This is a genomic window from Arthrobacter sp. zg-Y916, assembly GCF_020907385.1.
In the GTDB taxonomy this organism is placed as follows: Bacteria; Actinomycetota; Actinomycetes; order Actinomycetales; family Micrococcaceae; genus Arthrobacter_B; species Arthrobacter_B caoxuetaonis.
This window is the reverse complement of sequence record NZ_JAJJOD010000001.1, coordinates 1,003,399-1,022,681: the sequence shown is the minus strand read 5'-3', so window position 1 is coordinate 1,022,681 and position 19,283 is coordinate 1,003,399. Positions and strand designations below refer to the sequence as shown.

The 19,283-nt window shown below is 66.5% G+C and carries 19 protein-coding genes; 4 read left to right on the top strand and 15 right to left on the bottom strand.

All coding sequences use genetic code 11. The annotated features are described in order from the left end of the window. Positions 1–6: 6 nt before the first annotated feature. From rdgB to clpS, 6 genes are all read right to left on the bottom strand, one after another. Positions 7–654 (bottom strand): RdgB/HAM1 family non-canonical purine NTP pyrophosphatase, encoded by a 648-nt coding sequence (gene rdgB / locus LOC59_RS04870; protein ID WP_227894668.1) that lies wholly within the window; start codon positions 652–654, stop codon positions 7–9. Further along, on the bottom strand, positions 651–1,406 hold the full coding sequence (rph, locus tag LOC59_RS04865; protein ID WP_269440040.1) for a ribonuclease PH: 756 nt from the start codon (positions 1,404–1,406) through the stop codon (positions 651–653). Before rph ends, rdgB begins: the two co-directional genes overlap by 4 nt. A 10-nt stretch (positions 1,407–1,416) precedes the next feature. Then, a complete protein-coding gene (locus LOC59_RS04860) occupies positions 1,417–2,301 on the bottom strand; it encodes an MBL fold metallo-hydrolase (RefSeq protein ID WP_227894667.1) in 885 nt (294 codons plus the stop codon). After that, positions 2,298–3,272, bottom strand: a complete 975-nt coding sequence (gene murI / locus LOC59_RS04855) for a glutamate racemase (protein ID WP_227894666.1) — start codon at positions 3,270–3,272, stop codon at positions 2,298–2,300. The genes LOC59_RS04860 and murI overlap by 4 nt, the downstream gene beginning before the upstream one ends. 65 nt (positions 3,273–3,337) lie before the next feature. Beyond that, complete coding sequence (locus LOC59_RS04850; RefSeq protein WP_229970779.1) at positions 3,338–3,901, bottom strand: DUF2017 domain-containing protein; 564 nt, start codon at positions 3,899–3,901, stop codon at positions 3,338–3,340. 29 nt (positions 3,902–3,930) lie between these two features. Next, positions 3,931–4,239, bottom strand: coding sequence for an ATP-dependent Clp protease adapter ClpS (gene clpS, locus LOC59_RS04845; RefSeq protein ID WP_227915348.1), 309 nt, complete (start codon positions 4,237–4,239; stop codon positions 3,931–3,933). A gap of 87 nt (positions 4,240–4,326) precedes the next feature. Here clpS and LOC59_RS04840 point away from each other — a divergent pair, with 87 nt between their 5' ends. Together LOC59_RS04840 and LOC59_RS04835 are read left to right on the top strand one after the other, a co-directional pair. After that, complete coding sequence (locus LOC59_RS04840; protein ID WP_331460397.1) at positions 4,327–5,661, top strand: nicotinate phosphoribosyltransferase; 1,335 nt, start codon at positions 4,327–4,329, stop codon at positions 5,659–5,661. Next, a complete protein-coding gene (locus LOC59_RS04835; protein WP_227894662.1) occupies positions 5,658–6,275 on the top strand; it encodes a nicotinamidase in 618 nt (205 codons plus the stop codon). Before LOC59_RS04840 ends, LOC59_RS04835 begins: the two co-directional genes overlap by 4 nt. A gap of 106 nt (positions 6,276–6,381) precedes the next feature. Here LOC59_RS04835 and LOC59_RS04830 read toward each other — a convergent pair whose 3' ends face one another. The 8 genes from LOC59_RS04830 to LOC59_RS04795 all read right to left on the bottom strand — a co-directional run bounded on the left by LOC59_RS04830 (position 6,382) and on the right by LOC59_RS04795 (position 16,479). Then, positions 6,382–8,175, bottom strand: coding sequence for a DEAD/DEAH box helicase (locus LOC59_RS04830; RefSeq protein WP_227915349.1), 1,794 nt, complete (start codon positions 8,173–8,175; stop codon positions 6,382–6,384). Then, positions 8,172–9,590, bottom strand: coding sequence for an MFS transporter (locus tag LOC59_RS04825; RefSeq protein ID WP_227915350.1), 1,419 nt, complete (start codon positions 9,588–9,590; stop codon positions 8,172–8,174). The genes LOC59_RS04830 and LOC59_RS04825 overlap by 4 nt, the downstream gene beginning before the upstream one ends. A gap of 69 nt (positions 9,591–9,659) precedes the next feature. Beyond that, positions 9,660–9,974, bottom strand: a complete 315-nt coding sequence (locus tag LOC59_RS04820) for a DUF3039 domain-containing protein (RefSeq protein WP_229970777.1) — start codon at positions 9,972–9,974, stop codon at positions 9,660–9,662. A gap of 21 nt (positions 9,975–9,995) precedes the next feature. Next, positions 9,996–11,573 carry a transporter gene (locus tag LOC59_RS04815; RefSeq protein ID WP_229970775.1) on the bottom strand — a complete coding sequence of 526 codons (1,578 nt, stop codon included), beginning with the start codon at positions 11,571–11,573 and terminating at the stop codon, positions 9,996–9,998. After that, positions 11,555–12,394: an ABC transporter ATP-binding protein gene (locus tag LOC59_RS04810; RefSeq protein ID WP_227894657.1), complete on the bottom strand. Its 840-nt coding sequence runs from the start codon at positions 12,392–12,394 to the stop codon at positions 11,555–11,557. Before LOC59_RS04810 ends, LOC59_RS04815 begins: the two co-directional genes overlap by 19 nt. A 128-nt stretch (positions 12,395–12,522) precedes the next feature. Continuing rightward, on the bottom strand, positions 12,523–13,470 hold the full coding sequence (gene bsh, locus LOC59_RS04805; protein ID WP_227915352.1) for a choloylglycine hydrolase: 948 nt from the start codon (positions 13,468–13,470) through the stop codon (positions 12,523–12,525). A 189-nt stretch (positions 13,471–13,659) separates the two neighbouring features. After that, positions 13,660–14,616, bottom strand: a complete 957-nt coding sequence (locus LOC59_RS04800) for a tetratricopeptide repeat protein (protein WP_229970773.1) — start codon at positions 14,614–14,616, stop codon at positions 13,660–13,662. 141 nt (positions 14,617–14,757) lie between these two features. Continuing rightward, entirely contained in the window at positions 14,758–16,479 is a 1,722-nt protein-coding gene (locus LOC59_RS04795) for a hypothetical protein (RefSeq protein ID WP_229970771.1), read from the bottom strand. A gap of 250 nt (positions 16,480–16,729) precedes the next feature. Here LOC59_RS04795 and LOC59_RS04790 point away from each other — a divergent pair, with 250 nt between their 5' ends. Further along, positions 16,730–18,043 (top strand): AI-2E family transporter, encoded by a 1,314-nt coding sequence (locus LOC59_RS04790; protein WP_227915355.1) that lies wholly within the window; start codon positions 16,730–16,732, stop codon positions 18,041–18,043. Between the two features lie 10 nt (positions 18,044–18,053). Here the strand turns inward: LOC59_RS04790 and LOC59_RS04785 are convergent, their stop codons facing one another. Next, positions 18,054–18,413: a hypothetical protein gene (locus tag LOC59_RS04785; RefSeq protein WP_227915356.1), complete on the bottom strand. Its 360-nt coding sequence runs from the start codon at positions 18,411–18,413 to the stop codon at positions 18,054–18,056. Between the two features lie 39 nt (positions 18,414–18,452). Between LOC59_RS04785 and nucS the strand changes: the two genes are divergently transcribed. Further along, entirely contained in the window at positions 18,453–19,148 is a 696-nt protein-coding gene (gene nucS, locus LOC59_RS04780) for an endonuclease NucS (protein ID WP_227915357.1), read from the top strand. The last annotated feature ends 135 nt before the right edge of the window (positions 19,149–19,283 follow it).

The following is a 19,283-nucleotide window of genomic DNA, read 5'->3' as shown; positions in this document are numbered from 1 at the left end:
CGCAAATCACCCCTGCGCCGGCTCCTGGGATCCGCCGAGGACCCGGACAATGGCAGGCAGCAGCGCACGGAACGCCTGGCCCCGGTGGCTGATTGCATTCTTCTCGTCGGAGCTCAGTTCGGCACAGCTCCGGGTCTCCCCCAGCGGCTTCAGGATCGGATCGTAGCCGAATCCGCCGCTGCCGCGCGGCTCGCCCAGCAGCGTTCCGCGCAGCTCACCGCGCTCCACGACTTCGGCTCCGCCGGGGACGGCGAGGGCCGCAGCACACACGAAGGCCGCGCTCCGGTGCTCCTGCCCGATGTCCGCCAGCTGCGCCAGCAGCAGCTCCAGGTTCGCGGCATCATTGCCGTGGACACCGGACCAGCGGGCGGAGAAGATGCCCGGTGCGCCGCCGAGGACGTCGACGGCGAGCCCGGAATCGTCGGCGATGGCCGGCAGGCCGGTTGCGGCGGCAACGGCACGTGCCTTCAGGAGCGAGTTTTCTTCAAAGGTGACACCGGTTTCGGGGACGTCCGGAACACCGGCTGCAGCGGCGTCGATCACCTGGGTATCCACGTCGAGTCCGGGAATCCGTCCGCGCAGCAGCTCACGCAGTTCCCGGAGCTTGCCGGCGTTGCGTGTCGCCAGGACCAGGCGGGGTTCGACGGCGTTCACTGGCCCGCGAGGGTGCGCCGCTGGATCTCTGCCAGCTCGGAGGTCCCGAGCAGGGCAAGGTCCAGGAGTGCGTCGAGTTCGGCGCGGTCAAAGGGTGCGCCTTCGGCAGTACCCTGGACTTCCACGAACTTTCCGCTGCCCGTGACGACGACGTTCATGTCGGTTTCCGCGCGGACATCCTCGACATACGGCAGGTCCAGCATGGGCACGCCGTCGATGATGCCGACCGAAACGGCGGCAACAGTGTCCACCAGCGGCTCGGCGGTGCGGGCAATGAGCTTGTTCTCCCTGGCCCAGGCCAGTGCGTCCGCCAGCGCCACGTAGGCGCCGGTGATGGCAGCGGTGCGGGTGCCGCCGTCGGCCTGGAGGACATCGCAGTCCAGGACCACGGTGTTTTCGCCGAGGGCGCGGGTGTCGATTACCGACCGCAGCGACCGGCCGATCAGCCGGGAGATCTCATGCGTCCGGCCGCCGATCTTGCCCTTGACGGACTCACGGTCGTTGCGGGTATTGGTGGCGCGGGGAAGCATGGCGTACTCGGCGGTGACCCAGCCCTTGCCTTCGCCCTTGAGCCAGCGCGGGACACCGGCCGTGAGGGAAGCCGTGCAGAGCACGCGGGTGTTGCCGAACTCGATCAGCGCCGACCCTTCGGCCTGCTTGGACCATCCGCGGGTGATGCTGATGCTGCGGAGCTGGTCGGGTGTGCGGCCGTCGGCGCGCAGGACAGGCGAAGAATTCGGAGCTGTAGTCATAGGCCCCAGTCTATCGGCCGCTTAGCGGGCGCCCTTCCGAGGGGTGCCCCAGCGGCGGGGTCAGCCGCTCCACGGCCAGCGGGGGCACAAAGGGTGTGCCGACGTCGTAGGAGACACCCGCTACTGCAACGGCGAGGTCGCCGTCGTAGGTTTCCCGGGCTTCCAGCACCGCCGTGTTCGCATCGTTCCAGACCGGAAGATGGGTCAGCAGCAACCGGCGCGCACCCGCAGCGGTGGCCGCCGCTCCGGCCCGTTTCCCGGTGAGGTGGACTCCGCTGATCGCGTCGTCACGACCCTCGTGGAAGGCTGCCTCGCACAGGAACACGTCCGTGTTCCTTGCCGCTTCCTCCAGGCCGGGACAGGAATCCGTATCCCCCGAATACGCCAGGGTCCGCAGGGTCTCCGAGCCGTCCTCTGCCGTCCCGGAAGCTTCCACCCGAAGTGCATAGGCTTCCTCGGCCGGGTGGGCGACAGGAAACGGGGTCACCTTGAACGGGCCGATTTCCACCGGTTCCCCGGCCTGCCAGGACAGGAACTCGAAATCCTCATGCATCCCCGGCTCCGGATCGAGCCCGTAGGCCACAGCTATCCGGTCAGCCGTGGCTGAGGGTCCGTAAACCTTGACCCGGTCCCGGTTCCAGCCGTTGGGGTCCCAGTGCACGGCTACGTGCAGGCCGCACAGGTCCATGAAGTGGTCCGGATGCAGGTGGGTAATAAGGACCGCGTCGATGTCCCGGATGTCCATGTAGCGCTGCAGGGTTCCCAGGGAGCCGTTGCCCATGTCCAGCAGGATGCGCCAGTCGCGGGTTCCGTCGCTGGCCGTCACCAGGTAGCACGACGCCGGCGAGGCAGGGCCGGGGAAAGAGCCGGAACATCCAACGATCGTCAGTTTCACAGCACGCCGTCCCGGAGGGCGCCGGCAGTCCTGCGCTGTTCGGCCACAGCACGGGCCTCGGCGATCATCTCCGGAGTAATCCGTGCCAGCACCCCGGTGGGATAACGTGCGGCAACGGAGTCGGCGTGCTCTACCCGGAGTACCTCCGGGCCAAGGAACCGGCGGGCCAGGAGCTCGAAAGATTCAGCATCGCCGGTGGCGACGAAACGGTGGCTGGGCGGCTCCGGCGATTCGCGCTGCAGGCCGTGGGTCAGCAGCGCCCGGTACACGTCCTTGGCCGTTTCCTCCGCACTGGAAACCAGTGTGACGCCGTCGCCCATCACATAGGAGATGACGCCGGTGAGCAGCGGATAGTGCGTGCAGCCCAGCACCAGGGTGTCCACGTCCCGGTCCCTGAGCGGATCCAGATATCCCTCGGCCGCCCGGAGGAGTTCCTCGCCGCTGGTGACGCCGGCCTCGACGAACTCCACGAAGGCCGGGCAGGCCACCGACGAAACCTCCAGATGCGGTGCCGCGGCGAAGGTGTCGTCGTAGGCACGCGAGCCCACTGTCGCTGCCGTGCCAATGACTCCGACCCTGCCGGAGCGGGTGGCCGCCACCGCGCGGCGCACTGCCGGCTGGATGACTTCGATCACCGGAATGCCATAGCGGCCGGTGTAGCGTTCGCGGGCGTCGCGCAGGACGGCTGCCGAGGCGGAGTTGCAGGCGATCACCAGCAGCTTCACGCCGGCATCCACCAGTTCGTCCATCACGCCCAGCGCGTAGGCGCGGACATCGGCGATCGGCAGGGGGCCGTAGGGCCCGTGGGCGGTGTCCCCCACGTAAAGAATGGACTCATTGGGCAGCTGGTCGATCACAGCCCGGGCAACGGTGAGACCACCAACACCCGAATCGAAAATGCCTATCGGCGCGTCGGTGGTCTTCGGCAGGGCGTCCTTCAGCGGCGAAGTAACCGGATGGTCAGAGCTCATGATGTTTCGACAATAGTCCCCGGTTTCTCACCGGGGCACCCGAAATGCAGTGGCCTTGGTCACACTCATCTGGCGGGCAGGGTGTCCAGGAGTGCCTTCATCAGCGTTTCCTGCAGCCAGGTCACAAAGTTGTAGACAAGGGCCAGGTACTGCTCCACGTCCTCGGCGTCCCCGGGTTCCGTGATGGAGTGCAGCGCCTCCGCATCCTCGTCGGTGCGCAGGTCCAGCCGGCTTCCCAGCACCAGCCGCACGTCATTCAGTGCCTGCGCAAAGTGCCGTGCCTGTTCTGGATCCAGGTGCATCTGGTTAGATTCCAGGGCCAGGGACGCCGCCTGCAGGGAACCGATTTTCCCTTCCCGCAGCGACCGTTCGGTCAGCCGCCGGAACTCCAGGGCGTCGTCGTCATTGCCGTGGACCGCGTCGGGCAGCAGCCGCAGCAGGGCCGGGTCCTGGGGCACCTCGGCACTGGTGTCCATGCCAACCATGGCCGCCAGCGGATCGGTGTGGGCCGGTGTGTCCGGGGTCAGCATGGTGATGACGTCGGAAAACAGGCCCTGCAGCAGGGTCCGCTCCCCCGGTTCCAGGTGGGCAGTAATCCCCTTGCGGGTGAGCTTGAATCCGGTAGCCAAGAAATGACCTTTCCGCTAGTTCGCCGGCCCTAGGGCTGGTCGGCCTTCTGGAACGTGGCCCAGAGTCCGTAGGAGTGCATGGCAAGGGTGTGTCGCTCAGCTTCTTCGCGCGAACCGGTGGCCACCACCGATTTCCCGTCGTTGTGCACCTGGAGCATCAGCTGGTTCGCTTTTTCCTCGGAGTACCCGAAGTAGCTCTGGAAGACGTAGCTCACGTAGCTCATGAGGTTCACCGGATCGTTCCAGACAATAACCACCCACGGAACGTCCTCGATGGTTTGTTCTGCCGTCCAGGCATCCGTTTGGGTCCCGGTTCCCGGGAGGGTGGCAACGCTCATGGAGCCAATTGTAGTTTGGCTGCCGTGCCCGGCTGCTCCGCGCACAGGGTGCGGCGCTTGGCCGACCCCACGGGTTAGAGTTTTGGTGTGAACAGTCCCACTGCGTGGCAGCGTCCCAACGCCGCCCTGTACACCGACCACTACGAACTCACGATGCTGCAGGCCGCGCTGCACGCAGGCACCGCCGAACGGCGGTCGGTCTTCGAGGCCTTTGCCCGCAAGCTCCCGGATGGCCGGCGCTACGGGATCGTCGCGGGGACCGGACGGCTGCTCGAAGCCCTGCAGGACTTCCGCTTCGAGGAACCCCAGCTGAATTTCCTGGCCTCCACGGGCGTGGTCGATGAGCGCACCATCGCCTGGCTGGCTGATTTCCGCTTCTCCGGCACCATCACCGGCTATGCCGAGGGCGACGTCTACTTTCCCGGTTCCCCGATCCTCCAGGTCGAGGCGAGCTTCGGTGAAGCCTGCATCCTGGAAACCCTCATCCTCTCCACCCTGAACCATGACAGCGCCATCGCCTCCGCTGCATCCCGGATGACCAGCGCCGCCGGCGGACGGCCCTGCATTGAGATGGGCTCACGGCGCACGCACGAGGAAGCCGCCGTCGCGGCGGCCCGGGCCGCCGTCATTTCCGGATTCGACAGCACCTCCAACCTCGAGGCCGGGCTGCGCTACGGCATCAAGACCGTTGGCACGGCCGCCCATTCCTTCACCCTGCTGCATGATTCCGAGGTCCAGGCCTTCGAGGCGCAGACCGCTTCGCTGGGGCTGAACACTTCCCTGCTCGTGGATACGTACGACGTCGAGCAGGGCGTGCGCAACGCCGTCGCCGTCGCCGGACACAAACTTGGCGGGGTCCGGCTGGACTCCGGTGACCTGGTGGCCCAGGCCCAGTGGGTGCGCGAGCTGCTGGACGAACTGGGCAACACGTCCACCCGCATCATGGTGACCTCGGACCTGGACGAGTACGCGATTGCGGCACTGGGTTCGGCTCCCGTTGATGCCTACGGCGTGGGCACCTCGCTGGTTACCGGTTCCGGCGCTCCGACCGCCGGCCTGGTCTACAAGCTCGTCAGCCGCGAAGGAACGGACGGGAACTTCGTTTCCGTGGCCAAGGCAGCCAAGAACAAGGCTTCGCTCGGAGGGCATAAATACGCCCTCCGCCGGCTGAATGAACGCGGGCGTGCCATTGCCGAGGTGGTGGGCGTGGGCAGCCGCCCGGAAAACGACGGCAACGACCGCGAGCTGCTGGAAACCTTTGTGTCCGACGGCGCCCTAAAGGACGGCTGGACCGGAGCGGACGCTGTGGCGCGGGCCCGTGCCCGCCATGACGCTTCACTGCTTGAACTGCCCGCGGCGGCTTACCGCCTGCAGCGCGGCGAACCCGTGATCCCGACCGAATTCGAGGAGGAAATCCGATGACCCGTGCACTGATTGTGGTTGATGTCCAGAACGACTTCTGCGAAGGCGGTACCCTGGCCGTTCCCGGAGGGAACGACGCCGCGGTGGAGATCAGCGACTACATCGAGAGCTCACGGGACCGGTACTCAGCCGTCGTGGCGACCCAGGACTGGCACATCGAGCCGGGCAGCCACTTCTCGGACAACCCGAACTTCCGTGATTCCTGGCCGGTGCACTGCGTGGCCGGAACGCACGGCGCAGCACTGAACCCGGACCTTGATACGGAGTTCATCGACGCCTATTTCCGGAAGGGGCAGTACGAAGCTGCCTACTCCGGCTTTGAGGGTGTACTGGCCCCCGACGTCGAAGTTCCCCTCGGGGAGCCTGACGCCGAGCCCGCACCCGACGCCGACACCGTGTCCCTGGACGACTGGCTGCGGGACAGGGGCGTGGACGAAGTGGTGATTGTGGGACTGGCCACCGACTACTGCGTTAAGTCCACCGCGCTGGACGCTGTTGCCGCAGGCTACGACACGTATGTGATCCCCGAGCTATGCCGCGGCCTGGACCGGGTTGATGTGATTGCCGCCCTCGATGACCTCGAGGATGCCGGCGTCGAACTCCTGGATCTCTAGCCCCTCTCCCGCTTTCTCCCCTCGAGAGGCCAGTTACGGCTCTTTTCAGCGTTCTGAAGAGCCGTAACTGGCCTCTCGTTTGGAAGAGAGGGAGGAATCAGGGGGGCTACTTGCGGCCGATAAACCAGTCCTGCAACTTTTCCAGCCGCTTTTGCAGCTGTTCCTCGTTCGCCTGGGCCACGGCGGGGCCGCCGCAGATCCGGCGGAGTTCGCTGTGCACCATGCCGTGAGGCATGCCGGAGCGGGCGGACCAAGCCGAGACGTTCTTGGCCAGCTGGGCCCGCAGTTCCGTGAGCTGGCGGTGGTCAGCGACCGATGGCAGCGCCTCCGGTACCTTTTCCTCCGGCTTGCGCCTGCCCCGGCGGGAAAGCTGCTCCTGCTGCCGCTGGCGCAGCAGCATGGTGACCTGCTCCGCGTCCAGCAGTCCCGGGATGCCCAGGAAGTCCTGCTCATCCTCGCTGCCCAGTTCGCCGCCGGTACCGAACTCGCCGCCGTCGAACAGCACACGGTCAAAGGATGCCTGTGATTCCAGCGCCTCGAACTTCTGCTTCTGCAGCTCGCCGGAGGCCTTCTCTTCCCGGTTCGCCGCTTCCATCAGCGAGTCGTCCAGGCCGAAGCCTTCCTCCTCGGAATGGTTCTCCGGACGGTCCAGCGCGTGGTCGCGCTCCACTTCCATCTCGTTCGCCAGGATCATCAGCGTGGGTACCGACGGCAGGAACACCGACGCCGTTTCTCCCCGCTTGCGGGCACGCACAAAGCGGCCCACGGCCTGGGCAAAGAACAGCGGCGTCGACGTCGAGGTCGCATACACACCGACGGCGAGGCGCGGAACGTCCACGCCTTCGGACACCATGCGCACCGCCACCATCCAGCGCTGCGTACCCGCAGAGAACTCCTCGATCTTCTCGGAGGCCTTCGCATCGTCGGAGAGGATCACCGTGGGTGATTCACCGGTGATCTTCTTCAGCTGCCCGGCGTACGCGCGGGCGTCTTCATGGTCCGTGGCAATGACCAGGCCGCCGGCGTCGGGCACGGCACGCCGCACCTCGCTGAGCCGGCGGTCAGCAGCAGCGAGGACGGCTGGAATCCATTCACCGGCCGGGTTCAGTGCCGTGCGCCAGGCGTGCGCGGTGATGTCCTTGGTCACCGCCGCTTCGCCAAGCGACGCAGCCATTTCCTCACCGGCGCTGGTGCGCCACCGCATCTGGCCGGAGTACGCCATGAACATCACCGGACGGACCACATGGTCCTTCAGCGCCTGGCCGTAGCCGTACGTGTAGTCGGCCTTGGAGCGGCGGATTCCGGCGCCGTCCTCGATGTAGTCGACGAACGGAATGGGAGCGGTGTCGGAGCGGAACGGCGTACCGGTCAGCGACAGCCGCCGGGCAGCTGGTTCAAACGCTTCACGGATGCCGTCGCCCCAGGACAGCGCGTCGCCGCCGTGGTGGATCTCATCCAGGATGACCAGCGTCCGTGCGGCTTCGGTCTTGGCGCGGTGCAGCATGGGCTTGCTGGCCACCTGCGCGTAGGTCACGGCCACGCCTATGAAGCCGTGGCCGTGCCGCCCGTCCGCGTTCTTGAAGTTGGGGTCCAGTGCCAGTCCAACGCGCGCGGCAGCATCTGCCCACTGGCGCTTGAGGTGGTCGGTGGGCGCGACGACGGTAATCCGGTTCACGATGCCGCGTTCCACCAGTTCGGTGGCTACACGCAGGGCGAAGGTGGTCTTGCCTGCGCCGGGGGTCGCCACGGCCAGGAAGTCGTTGTCATTCTTGGCGAAGTATTTTTCCAGGGCTTCGGCCTGCCACTGGCGCAGCTTCGGGGCTGTCCCCCATGCTGCCCGTTCGGGATAGGCAGGGGGCAGCGCCGGTCCACTGCCGCCGAAAAGGGTATCGGGACTCACGCTTGGGAAGGCACCTTTCCGGTACTTGGTCTAACAATTGCACTGCGTATGCCCGCAGCTGTTCCAATCACCGCAAAGACTGCGAGGACCAGCCACATCAGGGCATAACCTGTTTCCGGGCCCACAGGTCCGCGCTGCACCAGGACGGCGAGCAGCACCCCTCCAACCGTGGTGCCTGCGACGGCACCCACCTGGTCGGCGAGCTGAAGCGACGCCGAGTTCTGCCCCCGGTCAGCTGCCGAGGAGGCATCAAGGACCAGCACCGAAGTGCTGGACAGCGCCGCACCCATGGCCACGCCCGCCAGCGACCAGACGGCCACCAGGAGCCAGAAGGGCGACTGTGCCCCGGCCATCAGCCCGGTGCCGCCAATGGACAGCGTCAGCAGGCCTGATCCGCCCGCCAGGAGCAGGTGGCGCCGGTCTCCGGGTACCCGGGCCTGCAGGAAGGATCCAATGGCCCAGCCTACCGCGCCTGCGGTCAGTGCGATTCCGGCAGTGGCCGGGCTCACGCCGTAAACGGCCAGGAGCATCACCGGCATAAAGGCTTCCGCCGCGACGAATGCGGCGTTGATCAATCCGCGTGTCGCCACCACCGATGGCAGGCCCCTGCGCAGCCACAGAGTCCCCTGCGGAAGCAGCACGGAAAGCGCTGCAACTGCCGCCAGCACACCCGCGGCCGTCAGGATTCCGAGCAGCACGGACCCCGCAGCAGCGGCCTCGTTCCCGGCCCACTGCGCCGCGAAGACACCTCCGGCCAGGAACACTCCCCAGACCGCGCGCCTGCGGCCCAGGGCACGGTCAAGTTCCGGGCTGTCCGGCGGGCCAAGAGGGCGCACCCGCGGCCAGACGAGCGCGGCCGCGATCAGGACAATGGGAATCACGACCGCGAAAACCCAGCGCCAGCTGGCGTACTGTGCCAGCAGTCCCGCTGCCAGCGGCCCCACCATGGACGGCAGGATCCAGGCGGTCGCCACCCATCCGAAGATGACCGGCTGCAGCCTGGACGGGTAAACCTGCCCGATGATGACATACAGCGCCACCACCATTGCGCCGCTGCCCAGACCGGAAACTGCCCGTCCGGCCGTTACCAGCCAGAACTCTCCTGCCGCCGCGGAGAGCACCAGACCCGCGACCAGCAGCGCCATGCCCGTGATCAGCGACCGGCGCGGGCCTTCGACGTCGCAGCGGGAACCGGCCAGCACCGAGCCGAGCAGGGACGCGGTCAGGAACATGGAGAAGGCAAGGCCGTAGCCCGCCCCGGCGCCGAGATCGTCCCCGATCACGGGCATCGCCGTCGTTACCGCCATGGCTTCGAACGCCACGCAGGTGACAATGGCGATGACGCCGAGGGTCAGCGGCCGGAAAGCAGCGGACATGGCGCCCTCGCGGCGCTCCGCGGGCAGTGGGTCACTCATAAGGGCATCAGGACTTACTGCCGTGCCAGGACGCGACGGCTGGGAAGGGCAACAGGGAGGGCGCGGGCGCTACTTCTTACCGCCGCCGTCCTTGCCCGGGCGCAGGCCTTCGTAGATTTCCTTGCACGTGGGGCAGACCGGGAACTTCTTCGGATCCCTGCCCGGGGTCCAGACCTTGCCGCAGAGGGCAATGACCGGTTCGCCGGACAGGGCCGATTCCATGATCTTTTCCTTGCGCACATAGTGCGAGAAGCGTTCGGCGTCACCCGGCTCAACGAGTTCGCGCTGTTCTTCGCGCTCGATGACTGCGGTGGAGGAACCGCTGTCGGCCCGGCGCATGGGGTCGGATTCGAAGGGATCAGGAGGCAGAGTCATGGTTCCCATCTTAGTACCGCGGCCCCGCCGCTACTTGTTGACGGACACGGCCAGCAGGACTTCCGGAGCACGGCGGTCCAGCCATCGGCCGCCGATCCGGATGCCCATGATCATCGCAGCTGCACCGTACAGCACTCCCACCACCAGGGCCACCCAGCCCCAGAGCGGACCCGCTCCAAAGAGGTAGGCGACGGCGGGCGCGAGCAACGGCAGAGCGATGACGAACTGCACTGCCATCCAGATGAACTGCACCAGCATGGTGCGCCCGGTAGACCCCGGAGGAGTCTTGAACGCGTTCTCCCCCGGCAGCGGCACGTTGTAGGTGTAGCGGGCCGAAAAGACGCTGGAGAGCCCCAGTCCGCTGAGCAGGAGCCCGACAGACAGTCCCAAAAGCGCCGGAATATCCTCCGGCCGGCCCAAGAGCACGGGCGGAAGCACGGCTGCGGCCAGGGTTGCAGGCAGGGCGAATACCGCACAGGCGACGGCGCGGCCGGCGCGGTCAGCCGTGCCGGAAACGCCGGTGGAGATATGCAGGGCGAAGGCAGTGTTGTCGTAGGAGATGTCGGCGGAGATCCCGAAAGCGAGAAGGAACGCCACCAGCGGGCCGAGCCCCAGGACGACCGGCGGTATGCCCTCGCCGCCCTGGAAGCCGACGAAGACCATAATCGCGACGAGCGCCGGAATAAGGATCAGCGATGCCGAGTACCGCGGGTCGCGCACCCAGTAGGTGAGGGCCCGTGCGGCGACGGCTCCGGCAGGAGTGGCCGGCATACGGGCAAAGAACCCGAGCTTGCCGGCGCCCCGGCGCGCGGCCGCATTGTGCGCCGGGGTGACCAGTGCGCGGGCCAGCAGGGCTTTCCAGGCCCAGGTAATAAAAACCAGGAAGGCGACGGCGATGACAAACCGGACTGCCGCCGTGCCCGTATTCCCCAGGACGATATCGCCCGGGATGGCCCACGCGGCCCCAAGCGGGGTCCAGGCCAGTCCCTCTGCGAGATCAAACAGGAAGTCCCCGGAGGCAGCAAACCCCGTGGCCGAAATCCCGAAGATCGGGCCAAGAAGCACCAGGGGAACGATGGCAACCAGGCCTGCCACGTCCTTGAACCGGCGTGAGCTGGCAAGTGATGTCGTTGCGGCAACCGTGGTCCGGGCCAGCACGACACAGGACAGGACGGCGACCAGCGCGGCGGGAACAGCGGCCAGCACGGCCGCCGGATGCTGCCACCAGGAGAACGCCTGCGCCAGCGAAGCCAGCAGCGTGACGAGCCCGGGAACTCCGATCAGCGATCCCAGTGCCAGGCCGGCGAGCATCTGGCGCATCGGAATCGCGAAAGTCACGAAGCGGGCAGGGTCCAGGGTCATGTCCACGCCGGTGGCCAGCACGGGAATGATGCCCCACCCCAGCAGCAGTGCGGATCCGCCGAGGATGACGGCGGTGCGGGCAAGGGCAGGATCCGTCAGGCCGAGGAAGAACAGTGCCCCGATCAGCATGGTCAGGATTCCGATGCCGTAGAGCGCTCCGAAGACGATCCCGACGATCTGCCAGGGGCTGCGGCGCAGTGAGTTGCGCAGCAGGATGAGTTTGAGCCTTAGGAGGTGCGCAACCATGACAGGCCCTCCGAGGTGCTGCGTCCGCCGACCAGGTCCACGAAGGTTTCTTCCAGGCTCCGGCTGCCGCGGACCTCATCCACCGTTCCGGCTGCCAGGACGTTGCCGGCCGCAACGACGGCAACGTGGTCGCACATGCGCTGCACCAGGTCCATCACGTGGCTGGAAACAATCACCGTTCCGCCGGAGGACACGTAGTCCGCGAGGATGTCACGGATGTTCGCGGCAGAGACCGGATCAACGGCTTCGAAAGGTTCATCCAGGACCAGCAGGCGCGGCGCGTGGATCAGCGCCGAGGCCAGGGCGATCTTCTTGGTCATGCCGGCGGAGTAGTCCACCACCAGGGTGCCCGCATCTGCCGAAAGGTCCAGTGCGCGCAGGAGGTCAGCCGTGCGCTCCGCCACGGTGTCCCGGTCCATGCCGCGCAGCAGGCCCGCATAGGTCACAAGCTGTTCACCCGTCAGCCGGTCAAAAAGCCGGACGCCGTCGGGAAGCACGCCCATGAGCCTCTTGGCCTCCAGCGGCTTGTCCCAGACATCCACGCCGTGAACCCATACCTGTCCGTAGTCCGGACGCATCAGCCCGGTTGCCATGGACAGGGCAGTGGTCTTTCCGGCGCCGTTCGGCCCAACCAGTCCATAAAACGACCCGGCAGGGACATCAAGGTTGATGCCGTTGACGGCAATCTTCTGCCCAAACCGCTTGGCCAGTCCGCGGATGGCAAGCGCGGGCACGGGCTGCGCTTCGGCGGGTGCTGGCACGGCAGCTGCGGACTGCTGGTTCCCGCCGGGAAGTACGGAGGGATCTGGTGTTTGGCTCATACAGAAAACCTAGCAACCAGAACCCCGGCTGCACTCCATCCTGCGGACCAAATCCAGTAACAAAGACGCCGCACGGCCCCGCCGCACGGACTAGGAGGCGGTGCGCGGCCGCACCGCCTCCGCTGAAGCTAGAGCACCAGGAGTTCCGTTCCGTCTGCCGCATGGTCTGCCATGGATACGGATTGGATGGCCGGGTCTTCGTAGGTATTCCAGTAGTAGCTCTTTGTCCTGGCGGAGAAGAGCCCCGTGTAGACCGTCTTCTCGAACTGCCCCGAATCCATCGCTGCGCTGCCCTCCACCATCGCGACCTGCTGCAGGGTATGGAACGCACGGCTGACGTTCTCTTCCTCGGTCGACTTCTGTGGATAGTGGGCGTTCACGTAGGCGGCCCTCACGAACCGGGACGGCGAGTAGTAGTCGCCGGGGATGCCGCGCATCAGGGATCCTGAACCGAATGGGACCAGGTCAGCCCCTGCAAGCACAACCTTCCCGGGATAGTCGGGGGATGCATTGAGGTAGTTGCGCAGGTTCTCGTGGTGCCAGGAAAAGCCGGGCTGGTTCGCCAGGACGTCGACGTCGTCATCGAAGACGTGCATGCCGTCGCTCGTGTACTCCACCACTATGGCGCGTTTGGCGTCACCGATGATCCAGTGCAGCAGGGAGCTCGGGTACTTTTCGTTGATCGGCCGGTCCACAATGACGACAGAGCCGAGCGCGGCCTCGACCTCGTCAACGCTGGCGAACTGGGATGCCACCCAGAGGGGGAATTCGAACGCGGCAACGTTCACCGCCCCCTCAACCGCTTCCGTGGCGTAGTCCGCGTATCCCGGAAAGTTGAGCCCGGCTACGGCCAGGCCTGCGTCGTTTCCGCAGTCGAAATACAGCGGCGTGTCTTCCTCCACGATGCCCATTCCAATGACCGCGTGCCGGATCTCCGGCACCGCTCCAAAGGGGGAACGTGTGGAGTACCCCGTCGGCGTCAGCACAACCCGCTCGCCGTAACCGAACGTCCAGTCCAGATTGCGCGCGAGGTAGAGGTTGCCGCTGTTGTCAGAGAATCTGATGCCTGTGCACATATTCCTGCTCCCTGTCACGGCGAACTGCCATGGCGCTTCGCCTGTCCGGTGCCTTATGCCGGCAAGTATCCGGGAGCCGCGGAGCGCTCCGCCTGTCCCTGTCCCTCCGGCTCTTTTCAGCTTAGGCCCGGACCCCGGGCCTGCGGCAGGGCCCCATGGCAATGACAGGCGCCCTGCCCGCGGATATTCCTAGAACAAGGCGCGGGCCAGTGCGGAGCGTGCCTTGTTAACACGCGGATCGGTTGGACCCGTAATCTCGAAAAGATCCAGCAGGCGCAGCCGGACGCGTTCCCGGTCCTCCCCGAAGGTGCGGCTGATCAGCCGAATCAGGCGGTTGAATGCGTCCTCCACATGTCCGCCGGAAAGGTCGAGGTCCGCCACGGCAAGCTGGGCATCCACGTTGTCCGGTTCCTGGGCGGCAGCGGAGCGGAGCGCTTCGGCATCGGCGTCCTTGAGCCGCTGCATCAGCTCCACCTGCGCCAGGCCCGCTTTTGCGTCAGCGTCGGCGGGCTGCTCTGCCAGGGCCTTGCGGTAGGCGGCAGCGGCGCCGTCGTAATCCCCTGCCACAATGGCGTCGTAGGCCTCCTGGTGCAGCGGGGGCAGCGGAGCCTCGTCCTCTTCACCGGGTGCACCGCCGGGCTCACCCAGTGAACCGGTGACGCCGTTGGCTTCCGCCACCTGCATCAGCTCGGTGATCAGGGCCTGGATCTGCTCGGCTGGAACGGCGCGGTCAAAGAGCGGAACGGGCTGGCCCTTTACTACCGCGGCGACCGTTGGCACGGAGACAGCCTGGAAAGCCTGGGCGATCTGCGGGTGCGCATCCGCATCGACATTCGCCAGCAGAATGCGTCCGCCGCGGACTGCCGCTTCCTGTTCCAGCGCAGCGGTAACCTCAGCCGACTCCGGGCTGCGGGAAGAGTACAGGTTGATGATTACCGGAACCGTAGCCGAAAGCTGCACCACCTGGGGGAAGGTCTGTTCGGTGACTTCCACGACGTAGGAGGTGTTCTGGCCGGCCGGAGCACCCTGCTGCGCAGCGGGCGGCGGCGCACTCGCCTTGGCCTTGAGTGCGGAGAGGTCCACCGCTCCCCTGAGGTTCATGGACGGTGCCGGTGCCGGTGCCGGACGATGGTTCGGTGTGCTCATGGTCTCAACCCTAGTACGGGGACCGGGCCCCGGAGCAAGTACGTCCGCAGACAGCGCAGGACCGCAGCTGCTGCAGCCGCGGTCCTGTCCTGCCACCCGGTCCGGGCGGCGCATGCCGCCGCACCGGATCGACGGCGGGGGTTACTTCAGGGTTGCCGAGAGCAGCTCCTGGGCGGCGCCGATGACCTCGACCTTGTCCGAGGTCCCGGCCGGGGGCACGTAGAGCATGACAGCCTCGCCGTACTTGACATCGATTCCCGCCTCGGTGTTCTTCTCTCCGGTCAGGGTCTCGTAGATGGTGCCCTCCAGATTGATCGAATCACCCTCCTCGCGGGGAACGCTCGAATAGCTGTGGGACATGTAGCCAAAGACGATGGCGCCGCCGTCCCCGGTGCGCAGGGAACGCGTGTCTTCAGGGACGGGAGTGTGGCTAAAGGTGATGGAGGCGAACTCATTGTCCGGGTTGGCTGTCACCTCAGCCTGGAACGTCGTCACGGCCTCAGCGAAGCTGTTCGGCGCAAACGTGGCGCTGTTCCCGCCCTCAGGGTTGGTGAGGGCGTCGGCCAGGGCATCGACCGCTGCCTGCGGCGACATCGCCAGTCCGTCCGCGGAGCCCGGCTCAGCCGCGCTGACGCCGGTTCCGTCCGACGGCGCCTGGGGGAACGTAGTACCCGGCAGCATCTGGATCGCGGAAACGAGCTTGTAGTTCTCACGCGCGGAGGGCTGGACCAGCACCAGTGCCTGGGGAACGGTGTTGTCTCCGCCCTGGGTGACGGCCACGACGGTGCGCGGGAAGCCTGTCCCGGTGGAAACCAGGTCGGTGAGAAGGGGCGAGGCTGCGACCGACGTCGGCGCGGCTGTCTCGGGTACCTTCGCCGCCACTGCGTAGTTCGCCTCGCGGAGGGAGAGTGCGGTGGAGGAGACGCGTTCTTTCAGCAGGGCCGGGTCCCGGGCAGCGTCCGCTTTCTGGACTGTCCCCGCGACAGAACCCAGGATGCGTGCCAGCTGTTCGTCCAGCACGACAGGGTATGCGGCGTCCTCCGGGGCATCCGTTGCCGCCGTGGCAGCGCCCGGCACCAAGGCCAGGGCGATGCCCGAAGCCAGGGCGGCGGAAAGCACCCCTGCGGTGCCTTTCCGAATCGCTGAAGCGGCAGGCTGGGCTGAGACGGAACGCGCGGTCCCGGCGTCCTGCCCGCGCCGGGCGACGATCTTGTGGGCCGCGGTATCGGATTCCCGGGTGGCGCGGCGGCTGCCGGGAGCAGGCGGGGTTCGCTTGCTGCCGGAACGGGCCATGAACGCCAGGGCCAGCCCGAGGATGGCTACCAGGGCACCGCCGACGATCAGCGGAACGGCGAACGGCGTTCCTTCCTCGTTGGCCCAGCTGACGGAGATATCCGTCGGGGCAGGCGCTTCACCGTCGGAGGCGATCAGCACCGACCAGTCCCCTTCTGCCGGTGCCGTCCAGAGGTAGGAGAGTTCGCCTTCTGCGGCTTCCTCGCTGACCCACAGATCAGAGCCGGCGGGGTTGGGGACCGTGGCCTCGCCGTCACCGGTTTCGGCTGCCAGGGCCTCCGTTGAGGCACCCGTAATCCGCGTTGCAGCCGCGCCGTCGGCCCAGGCATCGACGTCGGCACTGCGTCCAACCGCAAGGAAGATGCCGTCCTCGCCCCGTACCGTGATCTCCGCACCGGAACGGTCGGCGAAAAGACCGGCGTCCAGCACAGCCAGAGGCGCCTCCGCCTCGATTGCGGGGGCCTGGACGGTGACGGTGTCCGGCGGTGCCCACAGCGTGCGCTGACCGATGCCCACCAGCATCATCAGCACACCAAGCACAATCAGCGGAACTGCAATTTTGTTTCGCACAACTTACCTATCGTCGGTCACGGTCACTCGCCCGCCTGTAGGCAGCGGCGATGGGCGTGAGGGCCCATGGATATCCGTCATGGCGGCTGGTTTATAACCCTATGGTAACGAAATCCCCTCCAAGAGCACATTTAGGGGGCACGGCCCGGAAGTGCCCGGCCCCGTGCGGCTGGCCCGGCATCCGGGACTGATAATCTGACGCCGCAGCACAGGACCGGAAAACCAAGGACTTCCAAGGAGAACAGCGCGGATGACCGATGACAGGGACGTTCCCGTCGACGAGCCCCTCCCCGCGCCCGGGCAGGACGCACCGTTGCGCCCCAGCCGTTTCGCAGCAGCAGGCTCGCGCGCCCGGCAACTGCTCACCCGCATCCCCGGAGCCCGCCCCCGGCACCGGTTCGACGTTCCTCCGGAAGATGATCTGCCTGAGCAACGGCTCCCCGAGCCGGAAGTCGATGAGGACGCGAAACTCTCGGACGAGCGGCGGCGCTTCGGAGGAGCTCCTCCCCCGGCGACGGGCGAAGGGGGGCCTGAACGGCATCCCATCCGCTTCGGCTTTATGTTCACGACCGGCGTGGGGTTTGCCCTGCTGCTGTTTTTCATTGTCACCAACGTGGGTGAGCTGCTGGTCTGGATCGGCGCCGCACTCTTCATCGCGCTGGGCCTGGATCCGGTGGTGCGCTGGATGAGTGCCCGGGGGGTCCCCCGTCCCGCCGGCATCGCCATCACCGTCGTCGTCCTGGCCGGTGCCGTTGCAGGCTTTTTTGCAACGCTGATTCCCACGATCGTCAGTCAGACCACGGAAGTCATCAATAACGCCCCGAGCTACGTCGACCGCTTTATGTCCTCGCAGTTCTTCGTGACGGTGGAGCGGCAGTTCCAGATCCGGGACCGCATCGACGATGAAGTGGAGAAGTTCTTCTCCAACGCCGATGCCGTCGGCGGTATTTTCGGCGGGGTGCTGAGCGTGGGCTCGGTCATCGCCAACGGCCTGTTCGGCGCGCTGATTATCCTGGTGCTGACCCTGTACTTCCTGGCGTCGCTGCCGTCAATGAAGAAGTGGGCCTACCGGCTGGCTCCCCGCAGCCGGCGGCGGAGGGTGGAAGCCCTCTCCGAGGAAATCACCGGCAGCGTGGGCAACTACGTCATAGGCCAGGGCTTCGTGGCACTGCTGGATGCGCTCTACGCCTTCGTGATCATGACCATTACCGGGGTCCCTTTTTCGGTTCTCCTGGCTTTCCTGGTGGCGATCCTGGCCTTCATTCCCCTCGTGGGGCCGCCCATCGCCCTTATCCTGGTGTCCCTCATTGCACTGACCGCCAGCTGGCAGACCGCCGTCGTGTTCGCCATTCTCTACATGGCCTACCTGCAGTTCGAGGCGTACTTCGTTTCCCCGCGTGTGATGCAGCGGGCAGTTGCCGTCCCTGGCGCGGTCGCCGTCATTGCGGTGATCGCCGGCGGCACCCTGCTGGGCGTCCTCGGCGCACTGATCGCTATTCCCACCGCAGCGGCGATACTGCTCCTGATGAAGGAAGTCGTGATCGCGCGTCAGGACCGGCGCTAGCCGCGGCTCCCTAGCGGCGCCGGCCGGATCCGGGGCGGATGCGCCAGCAGCGTGCATGCCAGTGCCTGCGGTCTGCGACGGCGGTCTCCCGGCCAAACAGCGAGTCCTCCTGCCAGACCACCAGGTGCTCGATCCCCGGCGGAATGACCTGTCCGCAGCCCGGGCAGCGGTACTCCTTGGCCGCGTTCCGGGCGGTAATCCGCCGCACCGACCATTCGCCGTCGGCCGCGCTCTCGCGCTCAGGCAGGCCCGCCCGGGCACGGTCCAGATCCACCTCCGGTGCCGGTGCCGCCCATTTACGCCGCGCGTTGCGTCCGGCAGCAGTGCTGGAAGCTGGCAGCTGCCGTCGGGGGCGGTTGGAGCGGGGCATGAGTCCATCTTGCCGCAGCCGAGCCGGTAAAGTGCAACTGTGCGTTTAGTGATAGCCCGCTGCTCCGTTGACTACGTCGGCCGCCTCCGTGCCCATCTGCCCCTGGCCACCCGCCTGCTCATGGTGAAGGCGGACGGCTCTGTCCTGATCCATTCCGACGGCGGGTCCTATAAACCCCTGAACTGGATGAGCCCGCCCGCAACCCTGCGGATCACCAAGCCGGACCAGGACGATTCCGAAAACGGTGTCGTTGAGGTCTGGAACGTCCAGAGCGCCAAGACCGACGACAAGCTGGTGATCAGCGTCTATGAGCATCTCTCCGACGTGGCCCATGACCTTGGAACGGATCCCGGGTTGATCAAGGACGGCGTGGAGGCGGACCTGCAGCGCCTGCTGGCCGAGCAGATCACCAAGCTGGGCGACGGCTATTCCCTGATCCGGCGCGAATACATGACCGCCATCGGTCCGGTGGATATCCTGGCCCGCGATGCTGACGGCGCAACCGTGGCCGTCGAGCTGAAGCGCCGCGGGGATATCGACGGTGTGGAACAGCTGACCCGGTATTTGGAACTGCTCAACCGGGATCCGTTGCTGGCGCCCGTCCGCGGCGTTTTTGCGGCACAGCAGATCAAGCCCCAGGCGAGGGTTCTGGCAGCAGACCGCGGGATCGAATGCCTAACGCTTGACTATGACGAAATGCGCGGTGTCGATGACAGCGAATCCCGCTTGTTCTAGTGCACCTGGCCGCACGGTGCCGCGGCATTGATAATCCCGGTGCCGGCCGTTCAAAAAGGCTGCGGTAAAGCCCGCAAAAGCGGCCTGAAATTTCCGGAAACTTTTTCTTCGAATCCGTTGACGGCTCTATAGCGG

Coding starts and splice junctions, on each gene's coding strand:
- LOC59_RS04815 (WP_229970775.1), bottom strand. CDS start 11,573: ATGGTTGCGCACCTCCTAAGGCTCAAACTCATCCTGCTGCGCAACTCA.
- LOC59_RS04810 (WP_227894657.1), bottom strand. CDS start 12,394: ATGAGCCAAACACCAGATCCCTCCGTACTTCCCGGCGGGAACCAGCAG.
- LOC59_RS04820 (WP_229970777.1), bottom strand. CDS start 9,974: ATGGGAACCATGACTCTGCCTCCTGATCCCTTCGAATCCGACCCCATG.
- LOC59_RS04790 (WP_227915355.1), top strand. CDS start 16,730: ATGACCGATGACAGGGACGTTCCCGTCGACGAGCCCCTCCCCGCGCCC.
- LOC59_RS04835 (WP_227894662.1), top strand. CDS start 5,658: ATGACCCGTGCACTGATTGTGGTTGATGTCCAGAACGACTTCTGCGAA.
- LOC59_RS04785 (WP_227915356.1), bottom strand. CDS start 18,413: ATGCCCCGCTCCAACCGCCCCCGACGGCAGCTGCCAGCTTCCAGCACT.
- bsh (WP_227915352.1), bottom strand. CDS start 13,470: ATGTGCACAGGCATCAGATTCTCTGACAACAGCGGCAACCTCTACCTC.
- rph (WP_269440040.1), bottom strand. CDS start 1,406: ATGACTACAGCTCCGAATTCTTCGCCTGTCCTGCGCGCCGACGGCCGC.
- clpS (WP_227915348.1), bottom strand. CDS start 4,239: ATGAGCGTTGCCACCCTCCCGGGAACCGGGACCCAAACGGATGCCTGG.
- murI (WP_227894666.1), bottom strand. CDS start 3,272: ATGAGCTCTGACCATCCGGTTACTTCGCCGCTGAAGGACGCCCTGCCG.
- LOC59_RS04800 (WP_229970773.1), bottom strand. CDS start 14,616: ATGAGCACACCGAACCATCGTCCGGCACCGGCACCGGCACCGTCCATG.
- LOC59_RS04825 (WP_227915350.1), bottom strand. CDS start 9,590: ATGAGTGACCCACTGCCCGCGGAGCGCCGCGAGGGCGCCATGTCCGCT.